The 19,877-nt window shown below is 74.7% G+C and carries 19 protein-coding genes, 5 tRNA genes and 1 pseudogene; 15 read left to right on the top strand and 10 right to left on the bottom strand.

What is annotated here, in order from left to right:
- Positions 1-252: 252 nt before the first annotated feature.
- The 3 genes and pseudogenes from FXF50_RS13795 (at position 253) to FXF50_RS13785 (ending at position 3,672) form a co-directional block, all read left to right on the top strand.
- Complete coding sequence (locus FXF50_RS13795; protein ID WP_148427851.1) at positions 253-2,880, top strand: glycoside hydrolase family 9 protein; 2,628 nt, start codon at positions 253-255, stop codon at positions 2,878-2,880.
- Between the two features lie 65 nt (positions 2,881-2,945).
- Positions 2,946-3,044 (top strand): annotated as a pseudogene (locus FXF50_RS29855) (DUF488 domain-containing protein); the annotation flags it as partial.
- Positions 3,045-3,147: 103 nt separating this feature from the next.
- Positions 3,148-3,672: a GNAT family N-acetyltransferase gene (locus FXF50_RS13785; RefSeq protein ID WP_148427850.1), complete on the top strand. Its 525-nt coding sequence runs from the start codon at positions 3,148-3,150 to the stop codon at positions 3,670-3,672.
- A 9-nt stretch (positions 3,673-3,681) separates the two neighbouring features.
- Here FXF50_RS13785 and FXF50_RS13780 read toward each other — a convergent pair whose 3' ends face one another.
- Genes FXF50_RS13780 through bioB form a run of 3 tightly spaced genes read right to left on the bottom strand, consistent with a single transcriptional unit; the run spans position 3,682 to position 5,420 of the window.
- The gene (locus FXF50_RS13780; RefSeq protein WP_148427848.1) at positions 3,682-4,188 is read right to left on the bottom strand and encodes a GNAT family N-acetyltransferase; all 507 of its coding nucleotides are present in this window, start codon (positions 4,186-4,188) and stop codon (positions 3,682-3,684) included.
- A 1-nt stretch (position 4,189) separates the two neighbouring features.
- Positions 4,190-4,417, bottom strand: a complete 228-nt coding sequence (locus tag FXF50_RS13775; RefSeq protein WP_148427846.1) for a hypothetical protein — start codon at positions 4,415-4,417, stop codon at positions 4,190-4,192.
- Positions 4,418-4,424: 7 nt separating this feature from the next.
- Positions 4,425-5,420, bottom strand: coding sequence for a biotin synthase BioB (bioB, locus tag FXF50_RS13770; RefSeq protein WP_148427844.1), 996 nt, complete (start codon positions 5,418-5,420; stop codon positions 4,425-4,427).
- A gap of 168 nt (positions 5,421-5,588) precedes the next feature.
- Here bioB and FXF50_RS13765 point away from each other — a divergent pair, with 168 nt between their 5' ends.
- From FXF50_RS13765 to FXF50_RS13750, 4 genes are read left to right on the top strand one after another with little or no spacing between them, the layout of a single operon-like run.
- Positions 5,589-6,725, top strand: a complete 1,137-nt coding sequence (locus tag FXF50_RS13765; protein ID WP_148428311.1) for an 8-amino-7-oxononanoate synthase — start codon at positions 5,589-5,591, stop codon at positions 6,723-6,725.
- Positions 6,722-7,450 carry a dethiobiotin synthase gene (gene bioD, locus FXF50_RS13760; RefSeq protein ID WP_148427842.1) on the top strand — a complete coding sequence of 243 codons (729 nt, stop codon included), beginning with the start codon at positions 6,722-6,724 and terminating at the stop codon, positions 7,448-7,450. Before FXF50_RS13765 ends, bioD begins: the two co-directional genes overlap by 4 nt.
- Before the next feature lie 54 nt (positions 7,451-7,504).
- Positions 7,505-9,040, top strand: coding sequence for a sensor histidine kinase (locus FXF50_RS13755; RefSeq protein ID WP_148427840.1), 1,536 nt, complete (start codon positions 7,505-7,507; stop codon positions 9,038-9,040).
- Positions 9,041-9,090: 50 nt separating this feature from the next.
- Positions 9,091-9,714 (top strand): response regulator transcription factor, encoded by a 624-nt coding sequence (locus tag FXF50_RS13750; protein WP_212838765.1) that lies wholly within the window; start codon positions 9,091-9,093, stop codon positions 9,712-9,714.
- Between the two features lie 15 nt (positions 9,715-9,729).
- On the opposite strand, the gene FXF50_RS13745 is transcribed toward FXF50_RS13750, so the two are convergent.
- The 4 genes from FXF50_RS13745 to FXF50_RS13730 all read right to left on the bottom strand — a co-directional run bounded on the left by FXF50_RS13745 (position 9,730) and on the right by FXF50_RS13730 (position 13,392).
- Positions 9,730-10,551: an ABC transporter permease gene (locus tag FXF50_RS13745; protein WP_148427836.1), complete on the bottom strand. Its 822-nt coding sequence runs from the start codon at positions 10,549-10,551 to the stop codon at positions 9,730-9,732.
- Positions 10,548-11,480 carry an ABC transporter ATP-binding protein gene (locus tag FXF50_RS13740; protein WP_148427834.1) on the bottom strand — a complete coding sequence of 311 codons (933 nt, stop codon included), beginning with the start codon at positions 11,478-11,480 and terminating at the stop codon, positions 10,548-10,550. The genes FXF50_RS13745 and FXF50_RS13740 overlap by 4 nt, the downstream gene beginning before the upstream one ends.
- 69 nt (positions 11,481-11,549) lie before the next feature.
- Positions 11,550-12,722 (bottom strand): cytochrome P450, encoded by a 1,173-nt coding sequence (locus tag FXF50_RS13735; RefSeq protein WP_148427833.1) that lies wholly within the window; start codon positions 12,720-12,722, stop codon positions 11,550-11,552.
- Between the two features lies 1 nt (position 12,723).
- On the bottom strand, positions 12,724-13,392 hold the full coding sequence (locus FXF50_RS13730; RefSeq protein WP_148427831.1) for a methyltransferase: 669 nt from the start codon (positions 13,390-13,392) through the stop codon (positions 12,724-12,726).
- Positions 13,393-13,588: 196 nt separating this feature from the next.
- On the opposite strand from FXF50_RS13730, the gene FXF50_RS13725 reads away from it, so the two are divergent.
- Complete coding sequence (locus FXF50_RS13725) at positions 13,589-14,422, top strand: hypothetical protein (protein ID WP_148427829.1); 834 nt, start codon at positions 13,589-13,591, stop codon at positions 14,420-14,422.
- 84 nt (positions 14,423-14,506) lie between these two features.
- The gene (locus FXF50_RS13720; RefSeq protein ID WP_148427827.1) at positions 14,507-15,745 is read left to right on the top strand and encodes an alkane 1-monooxygenase; all 1,239 of its coding nucleotides are present in this window, start codon (positions 14,507-14,509) and stop codon (positions 15,743-15,745) included.
- On the opposite strand, the gene FXF50_RS13715 is transcribed toward FXF50_RS13720, so the two are convergent.
- A complete protein-coding gene (locus FXF50_RS13715) occupies positions 15,666-16,268 on the bottom strand; it encodes a TetR/AcrR family transcriptional regulator (RefSeq protein ID WP_148427825.1) in 603 nt (200 codons plus the stop codon). The two genes, FXF50_RS13720 and FXF50_RS13715, sit on opposite strands and share 80 nt — an antisense overlap.
- Before the next feature lie 283 nt (positions 16,269-16,551).
- Here FXF50_RS13715 and FXF50_RS13710 point away from each other — a divergent pair.
- The 3 genes from FXF50_RS13710 to FXF50_RS13700 all read left to right on the top strand — a co-directional run bounded on the left by FXF50_RS13710 (position 16,552) and on the right by FXF50_RS13700 (position 16,818).
- A tRNA-Gly gene (locus FXF50_RS13710) sits at positions 16,552-16,624 on the top strand.
- A 34-nt stretch (positions 16,625-16,658) separates the two neighbouring features.
- Positions 16,659-16,729 (top strand) — tRNA-Cys (locus FXF50_RS13705).
- Positions 16,730-16,743: 14 nt separating this feature from the next.
- A tRNA-Val gene (locus FXF50_RS13700) sits at positions 16,744-16,818 on the top strand.
- A gap of 52 nt (positions 16,819-16,870) precedes the next feature.
- Here the strand turns inward: FXF50_RS13700 and FXF50_RS13695 are convergent.
- Together FXF50_RS13695 and FXF50_RS13690 are read right to left on the bottom strand one after the other, a co-directional pair.
- Positions 16,871-17,149: a helix-turn-helix domain-containing protein gene (locus FXF50_RS13695; protein WP_148427823.1), complete on the bottom strand. Its 279-nt coding sequence runs from the start codon at positions 17,147-17,149 to the stop codon at positions 16,871-16,873.
- 145 nt (positions 17,150-17,294) lie between these two features.
- Positions 17,295-17,534: a DUF6458 family protein gene (locus tag FXF50_RS13690; RefSeq protein WP_148427821.1), complete on the bottom strand. Its 240-nt coding sequence runs from the start codon at positions 17,532-17,534 to the stop codon at positions 17,295-17,297.
- A gap of 183 nt (positions 17,535-17,717) precedes the next feature.
- Between FXF50_RS13690 and FXF50_RS13685 the strand changes: the two genes are divergently transcribed.
- The 3 genes from FXF50_RS13685 to FXF50_RS13675 all read left to right on the top strand — a co-directional run bounded on the left by FXF50_RS13685 (position 17,718) and on the right by FXF50_RS13675 (position 19,820).
- Positions 17,718-17,790 (top strand) — tRNA-Gly (locus FXF50_RS13685).
- A 56-nt stretch (positions 17,791-17,846) separates the two neighbouring features.
- A tRNA-Val gene (locus tag FXF50_RS13680) sits at positions 17,847-17,921 on the top strand.
- A 252-nt stretch (positions 17,922-18,173) separates the two neighbouring features.
- Positions 18,174-19,820, top strand: coding sequence for a PKD domain-containing protein (locus FXF50_RS13675; RefSeq protein WP_148427819.1), 1,647 nt, complete (start codon positions 18,174-18,176; stop codon positions 19,818-19,820).
- Positions 19,821-19,877 lie beyond the last annotated feature (57 nt).

Genomic DNA, 19,877 nt, shown 5'->3' with positions numbered 1-19,877 from the left:
GGCCAGATCGAGCCACTTCCGTGGCGTGTCGGCGTAACGCGGAAGGGGTCTTTGGCGCTGCGGCCCCGCCGGGTCCGGCGACCGGTCCGTCTTCCCAAACCCGCGACGGCGAGATTACATTGTCGATTATCCATGGGAGCGCTCCCGCGCCTCTGTGGGCCCACCCCACCACCACTGCCGCCGGCAGCCCGGACCACCGACGCCGTCCCGTCCGGTCCGGCTGCCGCGCGGCGCCACCCACAGGAGCTCGCCATGCCCCTTCCGACCCCGTCACCCCGTGGTGGCCGGTCCCGGCTCCGCCGGCTGCTCGCCACCGGCGTCGCGCTGGCCGCCGGCCTGGCCGCGACCGTCACCGTCCCGCCGCCCGCACCGGCCGCCGCCGCGCCCGCCTTCAACTACGGCGCGGTCCCTGCCGCCGCCAGCGTGCGGACCGGACGTGGCTTGGCCGCGCCCGCTTTCAACTACGCGGAGGCGTTGCAGAAGTCGCTGTTCTTCTACGAGGCGCAGCAGTCCGGGAAGAAGCCGGCCTGGAACCGGGTCTCCTGGCGCGGCGACTCGGCCCTCACCGACGGGGCGGACGTCGGCCTCGACCTCACCGGCGGCTGGTACGACGCCGGCGACCACGTGAAGTTCGGGTTCCCCATGGCGTTCAGCACCACCATGCTGGCCTGGGGCGCGGTCGAGTACCGCGCCGGCTACACCGCCTCCGGCCAACTGCCGCACCTGCTCAACAACCTCCGCTGGGTGAACGACTGGTTCGTGACGGCGCACCCCGCCCCCAACGTGCTCTACGGCCAGGTCGGCAAGGGCGACGACGACCACAAGTGGTGGGGGCCGGCCGAGGTGCTGCCGATGGCGCGGCCCGCATACAAGATCGATGCGAGCTGTGGCGGCGCGGACCTGGCGGGGGAGACGGCGGCCGCCATGGCCGCCTCCTCGATGGTGTTCCGGCCCACCGACGCCGCCTACGCCGACAAGCTGCTCGGCCACGCGAAGCAGCTCTACACGTTCGCCGACACGGTGCGGAAGAGCTACCACGAGTGCATCACCGACGCGACGAGCTTCTACCGGTCGTGGAGCGGGTGGCAGGACGAGCTGGTCTGGGGCGCAATCTGGCTCTACCGGGCCACCGGCGACGCCGCCTACCTGACCAAGGCGGAGAGCGAGTACGACAAGCTCGGCACCGAGCCGCAGTCCACCACCCGCTCCTACAAGTGGACGATCGCCTGGGACAACAAGCAGTTCGGGACGTACGTGCTGCTGGCCAACCTGACCGGCAAGCAGAAGTACGTCGACGACGCCAACCGCTGGCTCGACTGGTGGACCGTCGGCGTCAACGGCTCCCGGGTCAACTACTCGCCCGGCGGCGAGGCCGTCCTCGACTCCTGGGGCTCCCTGCGCTACGCCGCCAACACCGCCTTCGCCGCACTCGTCTACAGCGACCGGACGAGCGACGCCACCCGCAAGGCGCGCTACCACGACTTCGCCGTCCGGCAGATCAACTACGCGCTCGGCGACAACCCGCGCAACTCCAGCTACCTGATCGGCTTCGGGGCCAACTCCCCGCGCAACCCGCACCACCGCACCGCGCACGGCTCCTGGTGGGACAGCCAGACCGTGCCCACCGAGACCCGCCACGTGCTCTACGGCGCGCTGGTCGGCGGCCCGTCCTCGGCCAACGACGCGTACACCGACAGCCGCTCCGACTACGTCATGAACGAGGTCGCCACCGACTACAACGCCGGCTTCACCTCCGCCCTGGCCCGGCTGACCTCCGAGTACGGCGGCAGCCCGCTCGCCGGCTTCCCGACCGCCGAGACGCCCGACCTGGACGAGCTGACCGTCGAGACCACGGTCATGCAGGCCGAGACCCGGGCCACCGGACTCAAGGCGATCGTCTACAACAAGTCCGCCTTCCCGGCCCGGGCGCTGACCACCGCGAAGTTCCGCTACTACTTCCGCCCCGACGGCACCGGCCCGGTGCAGGTCACCCCCGGCTACACGCAGGGCTGCCCGTCACCCACCACGGCCCGGCAGTTCTCCGGCGACATCTGGTACGTCGAGGTCGACTGCACCGGGTACACCATCGCGCCCGCCGGGCAGTCCCAGCACCGGATGGAGGTGCAGTTCAAGGTCGGCGTGCCCGAGGGCGGCACCTGGGATCCCACCAACGACCCGTCGTACCAGGCCACCGCCGGCCCCAACCGGAAGGTGCCGCTCTACGCCGACGGGACGCGGGTCTGGGGCGAGGAGCCCGGGCCGGCCACCCCCGACACCACCGCGCCGACCGTGCCCGGCACCGCCACCGCCTCGGCCGTCGGCCCGACCGGGCTCACTCTCACCTGGGGTCCGGCCACCGACAACGTGGGCGTCACCGGCTACCGGGTCTACCGGTCCTGGAACGTCCTCGTCGGGTCGGCCACCGGCACCACCCTCGCGGTCACCGGGCTGACCGCCGCCACGGCGTACACCTTCACCGTGGTCGCGGTGGACGCGGCCGGCAACGTCTCGACGGCCTCGCCGCCGCTCACCGTCACCACCGCGGACCCGCCGGCCGGCGGCGGCTGCGCGGTGACCTGGACGACGAGCAGCTGGGACACCGGGTTCACCGCGAACATCACCATCACCAACACCGGGACCAGCGGCATCAACGGCTGGACGCTCGCCTTCACCTTCCCCAGCAGCGGACAGAAGGTGGGCCAGGGCTGGTCGGCCAACTTCACCCAGACCGGCACCGCGGTCACCGCGACGAACGTCTCCTACAACGGCACGCTGGCGCCGGGCGCGTCGACCAGCTTCGGCTTCAACGGCACCCACAGCGGCACCAACCCGAGACCCACCACCTTCACCCTCAACGGCTCCCCCTGCACCGTCTCCTGAGCCATCGAGATCTTGGCGGCTTACCGTTCGCGGTAGGTCGCCGAGATTCGGGGAACCTCGGAGGCGTGTTGGTGACGGTGGGGCACGGGGCCGCGGATCGGGAGCGGCTGGGGGAGTTGCTGGCCGGTGCCGGGGTGGCGCTCGTCGTGGACGTGCGGCGGTATCCGGCCAGCCGGACCAACCCGGACGTCCGGCGCGAAGCGCTGGGACGGCTGACCGCCCGGAACTCGGTGGTCGAGCCACCGATCACGCCGCTAACCTGCCCGCATGCCGGAGCTGATCACCCCGACCGCCCGCCTGCACCGGTCCTGGCTGGCCGCCCGGGACGACTGGGGGCGGGGCGTCCACCAGGACGGCAGCGGGCTGAAGCCGAGCGACGACGTCGACTCGCCGGAGGGCTTCGCGACCTGGGTACGCCAGCTCCGGGACGCCACGGACGAGTCCCGGCTGCCGGCGGGGCTGGTCCCGGCGCTCTACTGGTGGATCGTCGAGGGCGACGAGGTGCTCGGCGCCGTCAGCCTGCGGCTGCGCCTCAACGACTTCCTGATGCGGGCCGGCGGCCACATCGGCTACGGGATGCGGCCCGCGGCCCGCCGGCGCGGGCTGGCGACCTTCGCGCTCGGCGAGGCGCTCGCCGAGGCGGCCCGGCGGGGCATCGACCCCGTCCTGGTCACCTGCGACGTCGACAACACCGCGTCGGCGCGGACCATCGAGCGGCACGGCGGCGTGCTGGAAGACGTGCGGGACACCGAGTTGGGCCGTCTCCGTCGTTACTGGATCCGGACCCGCTGAGCGGGGCCCTCAGCCGGGGAGTTCGTCGGCGAGCAGGTCCATGAGCAGGGCGTCGTGCCAGCGGCCGTCCGCGCCCCGCTCGTAGCGGCGCATGATGCCCACCGGCCGGAACCCGACCTTCGCGTACGCCCGGATGGCCGCGGTGTTCGCCGCCGCCGGGTCGATCGTGAAGCGGTGATGGCCGTACTCGTCGGCCAGGTGCCGGACCAGGGTGCGGATGGCGTCCCCGCCGAGGCCGGCGCCGCGGGCCTGCGGGTCCAGGAAGATGTCCAGGCTGGCGTGGCGGTAGTCGGGGTCGGTCTCGGCGTACCACTGGATCGCGCCGACCAGCTTGCCGTCGTGCTCGATCGCGTAGACGGTCAGGTCGTCGTCGGCCAGGTCGGCGCGGACCGCCTCGGCGAGGTCGTCGTCGCCGCGCCACCAGCGGCGTACCTCCGGCGTGGCCCGGATGGCCGCGAGCGCCGGCACGTCGGCGTCGGTCGCCGGCCGCAACGTCACCGCCCGCCCCCGCAGCACGTCAGCCCCGGATCTCGCCGTGCTCGACGCAGACCGCCGACCAGCCGGTCGGCACGACCTGCACCCTCATCCGCCGCCGGCAATGCGCGCACCAGCGTGGCGGCTCCAGCGCCCGGGCCGCCGCACACGCCCCGTGCGGGCCCGCCGCGACGGACTCACCACAGCGGTCGCACCAGCGCGGGCCGGCGGCGGGGTCGGCCGGCGCCGGGGGCTCGACAAGCTCGGTCACGTCGTCCTCACAGGGTGGCGGAGAGCGCCTTCACCGGCATCTTCAGGTCGTCCAGCAGCTTCAGGTCGTCGGTCGCCGGCCGGCCCAGCGTGGTCAGGTAGTTGCCGACGATGACCGCGTTGATGCCGCCGAGCAGGCCGTCCCGGGTGCCCAGGTCGCCGAGGGTGAGTTCCCGGCCGCCCGCGTACCGGAGGATGGTGCGCGGCATGGCCAGCCGGAACGCGGCGATCGCGCGCAGCGCGTCCTTGCCTTCGACCACCTGGCGGTCGGCGAGCGGGGTGCCCGGGCGCGGGTTGAGGAAGTTCAGCGGCACCTCGTGCGGGTCCAGCTCGGCGAGCTGCGCGGCGAACTCGGCGCGCTGTTCCACCGTCTCGCCCAGGCCGAGGATGCCGCCGCAGCAGACCTCCATGCCGGACTCGCGGACCATCTTGAGGGTCTCCCAGCGCTCCTCCCACGAGTGCGTGGTGACCACGTTCGGGAAGTAGGAGCGGCAGGTCTCCAGGTTGTGGTTGTAGCGGTGCACGCCCATCTCGACCAGCTCGTCGACCTGCTCCTGGGTGAGCATGCCCAGGGAGGCGGCGACCTGGATGTCCACCTCCGCCTTGATGGCGGCCACGCCCTCGCGCATCTGCTTCATGAGCCGCGCGTCGGGGCCGCGCACGGCGGCCACGATGCAGAACTCGGTGGCCCCGGTCGCCGCGGTCTGCTTCGCCGCCTCGACCAGCGCCGGGATGTCCAGCCAGACCGAGCGGACCGGCGAGGTGAACAGGCCGGACTGCGAGCAGAAGTGGCAGTCCTCCGGGCAGCCGCCGGTCTTCAGCGAGACGATGCCCTCGACCTCGACCTCCGGGCCGCACCAGCGCATCCGCACCTCGTGGGCGAGCTGGAGGGCGGCGGGCAGGTGCTCGTCGGGCAGGTTCAGCACGGCGAGGACGCCGGCCTCGTCGAGGCCGACGCCGTTCTCCAGCACCTGGGTCCGGGCCTGGTCGAGGATCTCTGGCATGGCTCGTACCCTACAAGGCCCCTCGGGGGCCGGGAAACGGCCGCGTCCGGCCCCCGGGAGCAGGCGCGGCGAGCCGGACCGCGCCACGCCGGGGCCGTCCGGCCGGGTGGTAACTTCGCCCCGCGGAAGCGCCCGGCGGGGCGACGGGTCGGGGAAAGGGACGTGACGGTGGCGGACTGGCTGGCGGCCCTGGACCGCCGCGCCCAGCTGCGCGCGAAGGCGGGGCTCACCCGCACGCTGCGCCCGCGCGCCGCCGGCGACGCCGTCGTCGACCTGGCCGGCAACGACTACCTCGGCCTGGCCACCCACCCGGAGGTCACCGCCGCGGCCGGTCGGGCGCTGTCGGCGTACGGGCTGGGCGCCACCGGGTCGCGGCTGGTGCGCGGCTCCACCGACCCGCACCACGCCCTCGAGGACGACCTGGCCGAATGGCTCGGCACCGACCGGGCGCTGGTCTTCTCCTCCGGCTACCTGGCCAACCTCGCCGCCGTCCGGGGCCTGGTGCAGCCGCGTACGCTGCTCGTCTCCGACGCCCACAACCACGCCTCGCTGATCGACGGCTGTCGGATCTCCGGCACCGAGACGATCGTCACTCCGCACGCCGACGTCGATGCGGTGGCCGCCGCGCTGGCCGCCGCCCCGGGCCGCCCGGCGGTGGTGGTGACCGAGTCGGTCTTCTCCGTCGACGGCGACCTCGCCCCCCTCGCGGCGCTGCACGCCGTGGCCCGCCGGCACGGCGCGCTGCTGCTGGTCGACGACGCGCACGCGCTCGGCGTCACCGGCCCGGCCGGAGCCGGCGGGGTGGCCGCGGCCGGGCTGGCCGGCGAGCCCGACGTGGTGGTGACCGCGACCCTGTCCAAGGCGCTCGGCGGGGCCGGCGGTGTGGTGGCCGGGCCGGCGGAGTTCGTCCGGCACCTCGTGGAGACCGGCCGCACCTTCATCTTCGACACCGCGCCGCCGCCGGCCGTGGTGGCCGGGGTACGCGCCGCCGTCGGGCTGGCCCGGGCCGGCGACGGGCTGCGCGCCGAGCTGGCCGAGCGGGCCGCCCTCGCGGTGCGCCGGTTGAGCGCGGCCGGGCTGGAGGTCTCCGCCCCGGACGGGGCGGTGGTCTCGGTGACCGCCCCCGGCCCGGAGGCCGCGACCGCCTGGGCGGCCGACTGCCGGGACCGGGGCGTCGCGGTGGGCTGCTTCCGGCCGCCGTCCACCCCGGACAGCCGGTCCCGGCTCCGGCTGACCATCAGCGCCGGGGTCGACCGGGCCGACTTCGAACGGGCCCTGAACGTGATCGTGGAGTGTGCGCCATGACGAACGGCTGGACCGGACCGGTGCTGGTGACCGGCACGGACACCGAGGTGGGCAAGACCGTGGTGACCGCGGCGATCGCGGCCGCCGCGCAGGCCGCCGGGCTGCGGGTCGCGGTGGTCAAGCCCGGCCAGACGGGTACGGCCACCGGCGACCCCGGCGACGTCGACTCGGTGACCCGGCTGGCCGCCCCGCTCACCGGCCGGACCCTGGCCAGCTACCCGGATCCGCTCGCCCCGCTCGCCGCGGCCCGGGTCGCCGAGCTGGAGCCGCTGGAGCTCTACACCGCGGTCGACGCCGTCCGCGAGGAGGCCGACAAGCACGACCTGGTGCTCGTCGAGGGGGCCGGCGGGCTGCTCGTACCCATGGGTCTGCGCCCGTCGGGCGAGCCCTGGACGGTGGCCGACCTGGCGGTGTCGCTGGGCGCGCCGGCCGTGGTGGTGGCCCGTGCCGGGCTGGGCACGCTCAACCACACGGCGCTGACCCTGGAGGCCCTGGAACGCCGGGCCATCCCGGCCGGCGTGGTGATCGGCGCCTGGCCGGCCGAGCCGGAGCTGGTGCACTGGCTCAACCTGTCCGACCTGGTGCCGAACCTGCTGGGCGCGGTGCCGATGGGCGCCGGCGGGATGGACCCGGGCGTGTTCCGCCGGTCCGCCCCGGGCTGGCTCACCCCGGCCCTCTACGGCGTCCTCGACGACTGGCGCGCCTGGGCCGAGGAGATCAGCTGAGCACCTGACTTTCGTCGGTGTCCGGCCCATCCGGCCGTGGGTAGCCTGGCCGCCGTGGAACCGCAGCCAACGCCGCCGGCCGTCCGGCGCCGGGCCGGTGACCTGCTGCTCTGGGCCGTGGTCGCCGCCCCGGTGGCGTACGCCGGGCTCTCCCCGCCCTGGCCGCGCCACGCCGTGCCGCTGCTGGCCGGCTCGCTGGCGCTGCTCGGCCTCGCGGTGGTGTTCGGCCGCCGGTGGCCCCTCGCGGCCCTGCTCGCGGTGGTGCTGGGCTCGCTTGTCGACGGCAACTTCGTGTTCGCCATCCCGGTGTTCAGCTACCTGGCTGGGCGGCGCAGCGCCGGCGCCGGCCGGGTGGCCGCCGGCTTCGCGGCCGTCGCGGTCGCCGGCACCGCGGTCAACCTCGGGCTGCTCGGCACCAACCCGGCCACCTGGTTCCTACTCGCCTCCGTGCTGCTCTTCGCCGGGGTGTTCCCCTGGCTGCTCGGCCGGTTGCGCCGGCAGCAGCGGGCGCTCGCCGACGCCGGGGCGCGGCACGCCGAGGCCGAGGAGCGGGAGCGGCGGGCCGCGGTGGAGCGGGTACGGCTGCGCGAACGCGCCCGTATCGCCCAGGACATGCACGACTCGCTCGGGCACGACCTGAGCCTCATCGCGCTGCGCGCCGCCGCGCTGGAACTCGCGGCCGACCTGCCACCCGCGCACCGTGCGGCGGCCGGGGAGTTGCGGGCCAGCGTGGCCACGGCCACCGAGCGGCTGCACGACATCATCGGCGTGCTCCGCGAGGAGCGGTCCGGTTCGCTGCGGCCGGCCGGCGAGAGTGTGGCGGAACTGGTCGACGGCGCGCGGGACGCCGGGATGGCGGTGGAGCTGCGGTCCGACCCGGATGGCGCGGACCTGCCGCCACTGGTCGCGCACGCGGTGCACCGGCTGGTCCGCGAGGCGCTGACCAACGCCGCCCGCTACGCCCCCGGCGCCCCGGTCACGGTCACCGTGGGCCGGGCGGGCGGGGACGTGGCCGTGTCGATCGTCAACGGGCGGCCGCCGGCCGGTCCGCTGCCAGGCCCGTCCTCGCACGGCTCTGGCCTGCTGGCCCTGCGCGAGCGGGTCCGCCTCGCCGGGGGCGTGCTCGACGCAGGCCCCCGGGGCCCCGGGTTCGCCGTCACGGCACGCCTGCCCCTCACCACCGGCCCGGTATCCCTCGCGGGCGACGCCAGCACCGTGCCGGCCCCGATGTCCGCGGACGGCCGGACCGGCGAGGCGGCGCGCGGATTGCGGGAGGCGCGGCGGAGGGCCCGGCGGAGTCTGCTGGTGGCGTTCGGCGCGCCGGCCGGCCTCGCCCTGGTGCTCGCGCTGGTCTACTACCCGCTCGCCACGGCGGGCGCGGTCCTCGACCGGTCCGGCTACGAGCGGCTGCGCGTCGGCGAGGAGCGGGACGCGCTCGGGCTGCCCCGCCGGCAGGCCGACCCGCCGCCCGGGGGCGCCCCGGCGGGCTGCGAGTACTACACCGACGGGAACTTCCCGTTCGCCGAGCCGACCTGGCGGCTCTGCTTCGCCGACGGCCGGCTGGTCAGCAAGGAGAAGATCGCGCGGTGACCGACGACCACGGGCGCCCCCTGCGGGTGGTGCTCGCCGACGACGAGGCGATGGTGCGCGCCGGGGTGCGGGCCATCCTGGCCGCCGACCCGGGCATCGAGGTGGTGGGCGAGGCGGGCGACGGCCACGCGGCCGTGGAGCTGGTGCGGGCGCACCGGCCCCGGGTGGCGCTGCTGGACATCCGGATGCCCCGGCAGGACGGGCTGGCCGCGGCCGCGGAGATCCGGCGGCTGGTGCCGGAGACCGCCAGCGTCATGCTCACCACGTTCGGCGACGACGACCTGATCTCCCGGGCGCTCGGTCACGGGGCGAGCGGGTTCCTGCTCAAGTCCGGCGACCCGCGCGAGCTGCTGGCCGGCCTGCGGGCGGTGGCCGACGGCGGGGCGTACCTGTCGCCGCGGGTGGCGCGCCGGGTCATCGAGCTCAGCGGCGGCCGGCTGGCCCGCGGCCCGTACGCGCGGGATCGGCTGGCCGGACTGACCGACCGGGAGCGGGAGGTGCTCGCCCTGGTCGGGGCGGGGCTGTCCAACGCCGAGATCGCCCGCCGGCTGCACCTCGTCGAGGGCACCGTGAAGAGCTACCTGACCAGCATCTTCACCCGGCTGGACGTGCGCAACCGGGTGCAGGCGGCGATCCTCGCGTACGAGGCGGGGCTGGTTCCGCCGACCGGCTGACCAGCCCCGCCCCGTTCACGCGTCCCGGCGGCGCAGCGCCCAGCGGCCCAGCGCCAGCGCGGCCCCGGCCCAGCCGGCGAGCACCAGCAGCCCGACCGCCGCCGGGTAGGGCTCGGTGTCCCCGGCGAGGAAGTGGGTGCCGGCCACCCCGGGGAACGCGTCGGCGATCCGGGTGAGCACGGTGATCCCCGGCTCCTGGAGCGACAGCGGCACGATCATGAGCAGCGCGAACAGCACGGTCAGGGTGAGCACCGCGCCGCGCAGCGCCGCCGCCAGCCCCAGCGCCAGCACGCCCACGAGCGCGAGGTACGCGGCCGAGGCGACCACGTCACCCACGGTGCCGCCCAGCGGGGCGCGACCCCACTCGCCGAGCACCGGCCGGGCGACCGCCGCGCCGACCGCGCCGAGGGGCAGCCCGGCCAGGAACGTCACCACGCCGACCACGACGGCCTTGGCCGCCAGCACCCGGCCCCGGGACGGGGTGCAGCGCAGCGTGGTGCGGATCGTGCCGGTGGCGAACTCGCTGGTGATCGCGAAGAGGCCGAGGGCGAGCACCACGTACTGGGTGAGGTCCAGCGCGCCGGCGACCACCTCGCCGACCGGCAGGATGCCGGGGTTCACGCTCGGGTCGTCGTCGGTGTTGGCGTTGACCGCGTAGATGGCGAGCTGGCCGGCGGTGGCCGCCATGGTCAGCGTCGCGGCCAGCAGGGTCCACCAGGTGGACCGGACCGACCAGAGCTTGGTCCACTCGGCGGCCACGGCCCCGGTGAACGGGCCGCCGACCGGGGCGGGCCGGGACGCCGGCCGGGTCGGGGTGCGGGTGGGCAGCGCGGTCATCGGGTCTCGCCTCCGGTCGGGCCGGCCGCGTACTCCACGCTGCCGGCGGTCAGCTCCAGGAACGCCTCCTCCAGGGAGGCCGCCACCGGGGTCAGCTCGTGCAACCGCACCCCCAGCTCGTACGCGAGGTCGCCGACCCGGCCGGCCGTGGCGCCGGTGACGGTCAGCCCGTCCTCGTCGGCGTCGACCGTCGCCCCCTCGGCGGCCAGCCGCGCCTCCAGCACCGCGAGGCCGGCCGGCTCGGGCCCGCGTACCCGGACCGAGCTGGCCGGGCGGGCGGCGATCAGCTCGGCGAGCGGCGCGTCGGCGACCAGCCGGCCCCGGCCGAGCACCACCACCCGGTCGGCGGTCTGCTGCATCTCGCTCATGAGGTGGCTGGAGATCAGCACGGTGCGTCCCTCGTCGGCGAGGCCCCGGGTGAACCGGCGGATCCACCGCACCCCGTCGGGGTCGAGCCCGTTGACCGGCTCGTCGAGCAGCAGCACGGGCGGATCGCCGAGCAGTGCCCCGGCGATGCCGAGTCGCTGGCCCATGCCCAGCGACAGCGCGCGTCCCGGCTTGCCGGCGGCCCGCCCGTCCAGCCCGACCAGGTCGAGCACCTCGTCCACCCGCCGCCCCGGGATCCCGTTGCTGCGGGCCATGGCCCGCAGGTGCGCCCGCCCGGAGCGGGCCGGGTGCACGCCGGTGGCGTCGAGCAGCGCGCCGACCTCGTGCAGCGGGTACCGCAGCTCCCGGTACGGCCGGCCGTTGACCAGGGCCCGGCCGGCGGTCGGCCGGTCCAGCCCGAGCACCATCCGCATGGTGGTGGACTTGCCCGCGCCGTTCGGGCCGAGGAAGCCGGTCACCTGCCCCGGTCGGATCTCGACGGTCAGGTCGTCGACCGCGATGGCCGCGCCGAACCGTTTCGTCAACCCACGAAGTGTGATCATGCGCCGACGGTAGGGAGCGGCGGGGGTGGCGCACCGCCACCGATGGGCACCGGTCGGCCCTGACTTTCGTCAGGTGCGGCGGACCACGAAGGCGTCGGGCATCCGGAAGGTGAGATTGTCCGGGCACCACGGCGGGCGGACCACGGTCACCCCGTCGAGCAGCGGCGCGGCCTCGGCCACCACGACGGCCGCCTCCATCCGGGCCAGCTGCGCCCCGACGCACCGGTGCGGGCCGGCCCCGAAGGCCAGGTGCCGGCGGGAGCCGCGCTGCCCGGGCCGGAACTCGCCGGGCGCGGCCACCACGGCCGGGTCCCGGCCGGCCCGGGCCAGCCAGGCGACGATGCTGGTGCCGGCCGGCACCACGACCTCGCCGAGGCGGGTGTCCACGGCGGCCACCCGCCGCCAGGTGACGATCGGCGGCTCCAGCCGCAGCCCCTCCTCGACCACGTCGGCGACCGGGAAGTCGCCCGCGCGCAGGCCGGCCCGCACCGCCGGCTCACCGGCCAGCCGGTGCAGCAGCAGGGTGAGGAACTGGGAGGTGGTCTCCTGGCCGGCGACCAGCAGGAAGAACAGCGCGCCGACCACCACGTCGGGGGAGTGCCGGGCGGCGCGCAGCCGGGCCGCCAGCCCGCCCCCGGTGGCGGCGAACGCGCGGAGCACGGTGTGGAACCGGCCCACCTCGGCGGCGAGGGCGAGCTGCCGGTCGGGGTCGAGCGGCGCCCAGAACAGCTCCAGGGCGGCCCGGGCGAAGTCCTTGACCGCGCCGACCGGGGCGTCCGGCAGCTCCACCAGCCGAGCCAGCACCAGCAGCGGCAGGTCGGCGGCGAGCTCCGCGTACAGGTCGACCGGCTCGCCCGCGGCGAGGGCGGCGGCGAGCCGGGTCACCCGCTCCCGGACCAGGTCGGTGAGCCACGGCTGCTGGGCGGCCACCCGGTCGGGGTGCAGGGCGTCGGCGACGATCGCGCGGATCTCCGGGTGGCTGGCCGACGCGTTGTTCGCGAGCGTCGGGGGCAGCCGGAACCGGTGCCCGGCGAGCACCCGCAGCGCGGCCACCGGGATCGGGGTCACCGCGTCGAGGGCGTTGTCCGGCCGGAACGTCTCCGGGTCGGTGAGCAGCCGCCGGACCAGCGCGTGCCGGGTCACCACGAGGTGCGGCACGCCGACGTGGTCGACCACGGTGGCCGCGTCGGGCCACGGACCGTCGACGGACTCCCCCCAGCCCCGGAACAGCACGGCGGTCACGCTAGCGGGCGGCTCCGGGCGGAGCCGGGTCCAGCTCCCAGACGGTGGTGTGCTTCACCCGTACGCTCTCCAGCGCCTCCGGCACCGGCACCTCGTACGCGGCCAGCTCGTGGAAGCGCTCGCGGGGCAGGAACGCCCGGCCGGGGTCGCCGACCAGCACCCGGGCCCCGGACCGGGCGGCCCGGAGCAGGAAACGCAGCATCCGGCGGGCCATCGCCTCGCTGTAGAAGACGTCCCCGGCCAGCACCACCTCGGCGCCTCCGGCGTCGCCGTCCAGGATGTCGCCGAGTTCGGCGTCGACGCGTACCCCGTTGGCCTCGGCGTTGAGCGCGACGGCCGCGACGGCCCGCTCGTCCACCTCGACGGCCCGGACGCCTGCCGCGCCGCCCCGGGCGGCGGCGATGGCGACCAGGCCGGAGCCGGAGGCGAGGTCGAGCACCCGGCGGCCGGCGACCAGCTCGGGGTGGTCGGTGACATAGCGGGCGAGGGCCTGACCACCCGCCCAGGCGAACGCCCAGAACGGCGGCGGTTGGGCGCTGTGGAACTCGCCCTCGGTCAGCTCCCAGAGGCCGATCGGCTCGTCGGCCTGGTGCAGCCGCACCTCGGGGACGAAGGCGACCGGGGTGAGCCGGGCGTGCAGCCGGACGAAGGCCGCGGACAGGTCGGACACCGGGTGATTCTGTCGTACCCCGGAAGCGGGCCGGCGGGCGATCCCGGGCGTGTCGCGGTGCGGCCGTGACCGGTTCACCACCCTGGGTGAGAACGGGGCCCGATGTTGGCGGTTCGTGCGAACACGCCCGTCTACCGGGGCTCCGGTGGCGCTCCTAGCGTTTCGGAGTGGACGCGGCCGACGGGAGGAGACGGTGGTGAGCGGGTGGCGGTACGCGCTGCGGATCGGGATGGTGCTGACCTGTCTGGCGGGGGCCGGGCTGGGCGCGGCCGTGCCGGCCGGGGCGGCGGCCGCCTTCTCGACCGAGCTGAGCGGCCTGCCGGACGAGTTCACCGCCGGGGACCGGGTGGAGACGCTCTCCGCCGTGGTGTCCCGCTCCGACGGGGGCGGCTGCGTCAAGGTGCGCTGGTCGATGCTGCTGCGGGTGCAGGGCCTGCGGCTGGACCAGGTCAAGGTGGACCGGGTGGAGGACAGCGGCTCCTTCCCGCTGGAGATCCGCACCGAGGGGGACACCGCCCGGCTCACCGACCGCGACCTGGACCCGGGCCTGCTCTGCCCGGGCCGCACCGTCACGGCCCGCTACCGGGTGGCCTTCGCCGAGGACGTGGGCCGCGGGCGGGTGAGCTTCGCCGCCGAGGCGTACGACCCGGGGTTGCGCCTGCTGGCCCGGCAGACCGCCGACCGCGGGGTGGTGGGGCGGGAGGCGACGACCGAGCCGACCGAGGCGACGCAGGAGCCCACCCCGACCAGCGCCGAGCCGACCGACCCGGCCACCGAGGAGCCGGTGACCGACGAGCCGTCGAGCGAGGCGGCGGTGGTCGAGCCGCCGCCCGGCGCGGCGGGCCGGCCGGTGTCCACCTCAGGCGGTTTCGGCGTGGTCCAGGGCGCCTTCCTCCTCGGCGGGCTGCTGGTCTTCCTCGGTGCGGGGCTGCTGCTGCGGATGCGGCGCCTGCTGCGCCCGGCCCCCGAGGCGCCGGAGGACCCGGGGTGGGCGTACGAGCGGCCGCCGGCCCGCGGGCGCCGGCGGTAGACTGGTTTACAAAAGTTGGCCTCTTGTAAAACAGCGTGACGGCTGCCACAGTCTGGGCAGGAGTTCACGGATCGGAGGCTGACGATGGGCACCGACACCGTCCCCTGGCGGGACACCCGCAAGCCGCTCTGGCCGCTCGCCCTGCTCGTTCCCGCGCTGCCCTTCGTCGCCTGGTCGCTCTGGCACGCGACCGGCGCCGGCTGGGCCTGGTGGCTCACCCCGGCGGTGGTCTTCGGCGTCATCCCCGTGATCGACCTGCTCATCGGGGACGACCGGGAAAACCCGCCGGAGGAGGCGGTCCCGGCGCTCCAGGCCGACGGCTACTACCGCTGGCTCACCTACCTCTACCTGCCCGCCCAGTACGCGGCCCTGGTGCTCTGCTGTGCCGTGTGGACGTACGGCGGGCTGTCCTGGCCGGCCGCCGCCGGCCTGGTCGCGACCGTCGGGGTGGTCGACGGCATCGCCATCAACACCGCCCACGAGCTGGGCCACAAGCGGGAGACGGCGGAACGGTGGCTCTCCCGGATCGCCCTCGCGCCGACCGGCTACGGGCACTTCCACGTCGAGCACAACCGGGGTCACCACACCCGGGTCGCCACCCCGGAGGACCCAACCAGCTCCCGGCTGGGCGAGACGTTCTGGGCGTTCTGGCCGCGTACGGTCTGGGGCAGCCTGCGCTCGGCGTGGCGGCTGGAGAGCGGCCGGTTGCGCCTGCGGGGCCGTTCCCCGTGGACCTGGCGCAACGACGTGCTCAACGCCTGGGCCATGACCGTGCTGCTCTACGCCGTGCTGGCGGTCGCCTTCGGCCCCGGGGTGCTGGTCTTCCTCGCGCTCCAGGCGGTGGTCGGCTTCTCCCTGCTGGAGGTGGTCAACTACCTGGAGCACTACGGGCTGGCCCGGCAGCGCACCGCCGCCGGCCGCTACGAGAAGGTCGATCCCCGGCACAGCTGGAACAGCGACCGGACCGTCACCAACGTCTTCCTCTTCCAGCTCCAGCGGCACAGCGACCACCACGCCAACCCGTTGCGCCGCTACCAGGCGCTGCGCAGCTTCGACGCCTCCCCGCAGCTGCCCACCGGCTACGCCACCATGGTGGTCGCCGCGCTGCTGCCGCCGGTCTGGCGGCGGGTGATGGACCACCGGGTGCTCGCCCACTACGGCGGCGACCTGGAGCTGGCCAACGTCCACCCGCCGGCCGGGGACCGGCTGCGGGAGCGTCGCGCCGCCGCCGGACCGGGCGCGCTCAGTCCAGCTGGGCCGGTTCCAGGCCCAGCTCGCGGGCCGCGACGAGGCGGACCCACTCGGCGATCTGCCGGCGGGTGATCACCCGTTCGTGCACCGCGAGCTGCACCGCGAGGCCGTCCATCACGGCGCTGATCCGCCAGGCCGCGCCGGCCGGGTCGGGGCAGTCGAAGGTGCCGTCGGCCACCCCGTCGGTGATCACCGTGGCCAGGTCGCGTCGCCACCGCAGGTCCAGCCGGCGGGAGAGCTTCTCCAGCTCCGGGGTGCGCAGCGACTCCGCCCAGCCGTCGATCCACATCGACCAGGAGGTCGACCGGCCGGTCGGGGCGTAGAGGCGGAGCATCCGGCGGAGCTTGGTCAGCGGCGCGGCGCTGGAGCGGACCACCGTGTCGAGCCGGTTCAGGTCCTGCTCGACGGCGTAGGCGAACGCCTGCGCGAGCAGCCGGTCCTTGGTGGCGAAGTGGTAGAAGACCAGGGCCTGGCTGACCCCGGCGGCCTCGGCCACGTCGGCCGTGCGGGTGTTGGCGAGTCCCCGTTCCGCGATCACCTCACAGGCCGTGCGCAGCAGCGCGTCCAGACGGATCTCGGCGGCACGTCTCGTCACGTTGGTTACCGTAGCCCATCCGATTGACCACGAGGAGTTACCGAAGCGGCCGGTCTGTCGTACGACAGTCGGATGCCGGACAGTGCTCCGACAGCGGGTCGGGTGGACGTATCCGCAGGTCGGAGGGCCGGTCGACCCTCCTCCCCCTGCCACCCAGGCTCCTAGGAAGCTCCGGCCACGGGAGGGTCCGTCACCCGGACGCGCCCGAAAGGGGACCCGATTTGGCAACCCTTCCCGGCCTCGGCTAAAGTTCTCATCCGTCACCGGATAACTCCGGGGGCACGCGGACGTAGCGCAGCTGGTAGCGCATCACCTTGCCAAGGTGAGGGTCGCGGGTTCGAATCCCGTCGTCCGCTCGGAGCTGCCGCCACGCATGTCGGGGGCAACCTCGGTGGAGTGGCCGAGAGGCGAGGCAACGGCCTGCAAAGCCGTGTACACGGGTTCAAATCCCGTCTCCACCTCGGCAGTTGAGCGAGGGCGATTGGCGCAGTGGGAGCGCGCTTCCTTGACACGGAAGAGGTCACTGGTTCAAACCCAGTATCGCCCACCAGCGCAGAGGCCGTGTCGATCAGTCGACACGGCCTCTCGCATTTCCCGGCCGGTCACGCCGACGCGCCCAGCAGCGCCTCCGCCACGGCCGTCCGGCTGCTCAGCAGCGACCGGCCCTGCCGGTGCGTCACCACCAGCCCGGCCGCCCGCAGCGCCGTGAGGTGCTGCGACACCCCGGCCGGCGACAGTCCGGTACGCCGGGCCGGCTCGGTGGTCGACCGCGGCGCGTGGCGGCGCTGGCGAAGCTCGGGGTGGCCCGGGTGAGCCTCGGTTCCTCGGTCGTCAGAGGCCGCGTACGCGGTGGCCGGGCGGGCCGCCGAGGAGGCGTTCACCGCCGGGACGTACGGCGCGCTCGACTACGGCACGCTGAACGACCTGATGCGCTGACCCGGGTACGCGAAACGGGGGCGCCCGGCGGCGCCCCCGTTTCGCACGCGACTGGGGACCGATCAGCTCCGTCGGCCGGTCGGGCCGGGATCAGAGCGGCGGGGCCACGTCCCGGCGCTCCTCGACGCGCCGGTACTCGACCGGCTCGGCGGTGGTGACCACCGCGCGGCGGCGGCCCCAGACCAGCGTCGTCATGATCAGGCCCAGGACGCCGGCCGCCATCAGGATCCAGCCGACGACGTCCAGGTTGACCCCGCCGATGCTGGCGTCCAGCGCGAAGGTGAGGATCGCGCCCACCGCGATCAGGAAAATACTCGTTCCGATACCCACGACAGCCTCCTTCGGGGGGACGGTTGTGCTGTCGCAGCAGTCAGTACCCCCATGGCGAGCAGCGCAATCACCTGTCTGTGGCGGCCGTCACCCCGGCGGTCGCGGCCGCGCCGGGGCCCCGCCGCGCGGCGATCTTGTCATCGGGTACAGTTGCACCCGTCGCCGACGCGAGCCGGCGACAACGCGGACGTAGCGCAGCTGGTAGCGCATCACCTTGCCAAGGTGAGGGTCGCGGGTTCGAATCCCGTCGTCCGCTCGCGATCCGCCCCTCGCGGGCCGACCGTCGCCGGTGCTTCGATCCGGCGAGCGCCCGGGCGATTGGCGCAGTGGGAGCGCGCTTCCTTGACACGGAAGAGGTCACTGGTTCAAACCCAGTATCGCCCACCAGCTTTCCGAGCGAACGAAGGCTCGTCACCGCAGGCGGTGGCGGGCCTTCTCCCTTTTCGTGCCCGCACCGGCCGATCGGTGGGCAGCGCTGACCCGGCCTCTCGCCGCCGGCGGTCCACCGGGTCGCCGGCCACTGACCACATCGGTCGCCCGGCCGCACGGAGGACCTGGTACGGATCCGCTTAACGGGTTATGGAACCGCTGGCCGGCAGCGTGACAGGGTGGGGGCCCGTGGAGCTGGGAGGCGATCGTATGCGGTCAGTCAGGCAGGGACGGTGGCGGCGCACAACCGCCCGGCTGGGCGTGGCCGCCCTGTTCGTGGCCACGGGGGTGGCGCTCGGCGCCGCGCCCGCGCAGGCCACCGCCACCCGCACCGTCGCGTTCTGGAGCATGGACGAGCCGGCCGGGGCGACAGTGCTGACGGACAGCAGCGGCAACGGCCGCAACGGCGCGGTCGGCGCGGAGGTGGTGACGGGCGCCCGCTACGCCGGCGCCACCGGGCACCGGTTCGCCACCCACCTGCCCACCGACCAGGAGTACGTCCCGGGACACGTGAACCTGGTGCCGCACAGCACCGAGTTCAACCCGGACGCCGGGGACTTCTCGATCACCATCCGCTACCGGACCACGTACTCCTTCGGGAACATCCTCCAGAAGGGACAGGGCGGGACCGTCGGCGGCTACTGGAAGTTGGAGGCCCCGAACGGCAAGCCGAAGTGCCTGTTCCGCGGCGGCGACGGCGCCTCCCGGACCGGCTACACCGATGTGCCCATCAACGACGGCCAGTGGCACACCGTCACCTGCAACCGCACCTCCACCTACGTCGAGATGTACGTCGACGGGGTACGGATGAGCCGGCTGACCGGGTCGACGGGCACCATCGCGAACACCAAGCAGCTCTCCATCGGCGGCAAGAGCCAGTGCGACGGCGTGCAGGTCACCTGCGACTACTTCGCCGGCGACATCGACTACGTGAAGATCCTCAAGGGTTCCGGCGGCCCCGCGAACCAGCCGCCGGTTGCCCAGGTCGTCCCCACCTGCTCCGGGCTGGTCTGCACCTTCACCGGCGCCGGCTCCACCGACGCCGATGGCGCGATCCAGGACCACCGCTGGGACTTCGGCGACGGGTCCACCGACGACACCGTCTCCGTGCCGACCACCTCGCACACGTACGCGGCCGCCGGCACCTACCCGGTCACCCTCACGGTCACCGACGACCGGGGCGCCACGGGCACCGCGACCGTCGACGTCACCGTCGCGCCGGTGCCTGAGCGGATCTCCTTCGTCGGGCAGGCCACCGCCAACGCCAACTGGACGAGCCACACGGTGACCGTGCCGTCGACCGTCCAACCGGGTGACACGCTGCTGCTCCTGCTCAGCCAGAACACCCACACGGGCACCGGCGAGCCGACCGGGGTCACCGGCTGGACCCGCCTCGACCGGCTCGACGGTGGCTTCGCCACCACCACCGCCTGGTGGAAGGTCGCCGCCGCCGGAGACGCCGGATCGGCGGTACGCGTCACCCTCGACGCCCAGTCCAAGGGCAACCTGATCGTGGCCGCGTACCGGGGGGTCGCGCCGAGCGCACCGGCCTTCGCCAGGGCCACCGACCCGGCCAGCACCGCCACCCGGATCACCCCGAACGCGCCGGTGACCGCCGGCCAGAGCTGGGCCGTGTCGTACTGGATGCACGGGGACGGCCTGTCCACGGCGCTCACCCCGCCGGCCGGCGTCGAGGCGCGCAGCAACAGCTCCCAGACCGGCGGCGGCCGGGTGACCGCGCTCCTCGCCGACTCGGGCAGCAGCGTGCCGACGGGCACGTACGGCGGCCTGGCGGCGGTGGGCGCGGCGGCCAGCACGACCACCACGACCTGGACGCTCGTCCTGCCTCCGGCCTGACCCGGAGACGCCGAAGGCCGGCACCCGTTCGGGGTGCCGGCCTTCGTATGCGTGGTG

This window comes from Micromonospora sp. AP08, from assembly GCF_008085935.1.
Lineage (GTDB): Bacteria > Actinomycetota > Actinomycetes > Mycobacteriales > Micromonosporaceae > Micromonospora > Micromonospora chersina.
The sequence above is the reverse complement of the archived record's forward strand: the minus strand, read 5'-3'. Positions and strand labels throughout refer to the sequence as shown.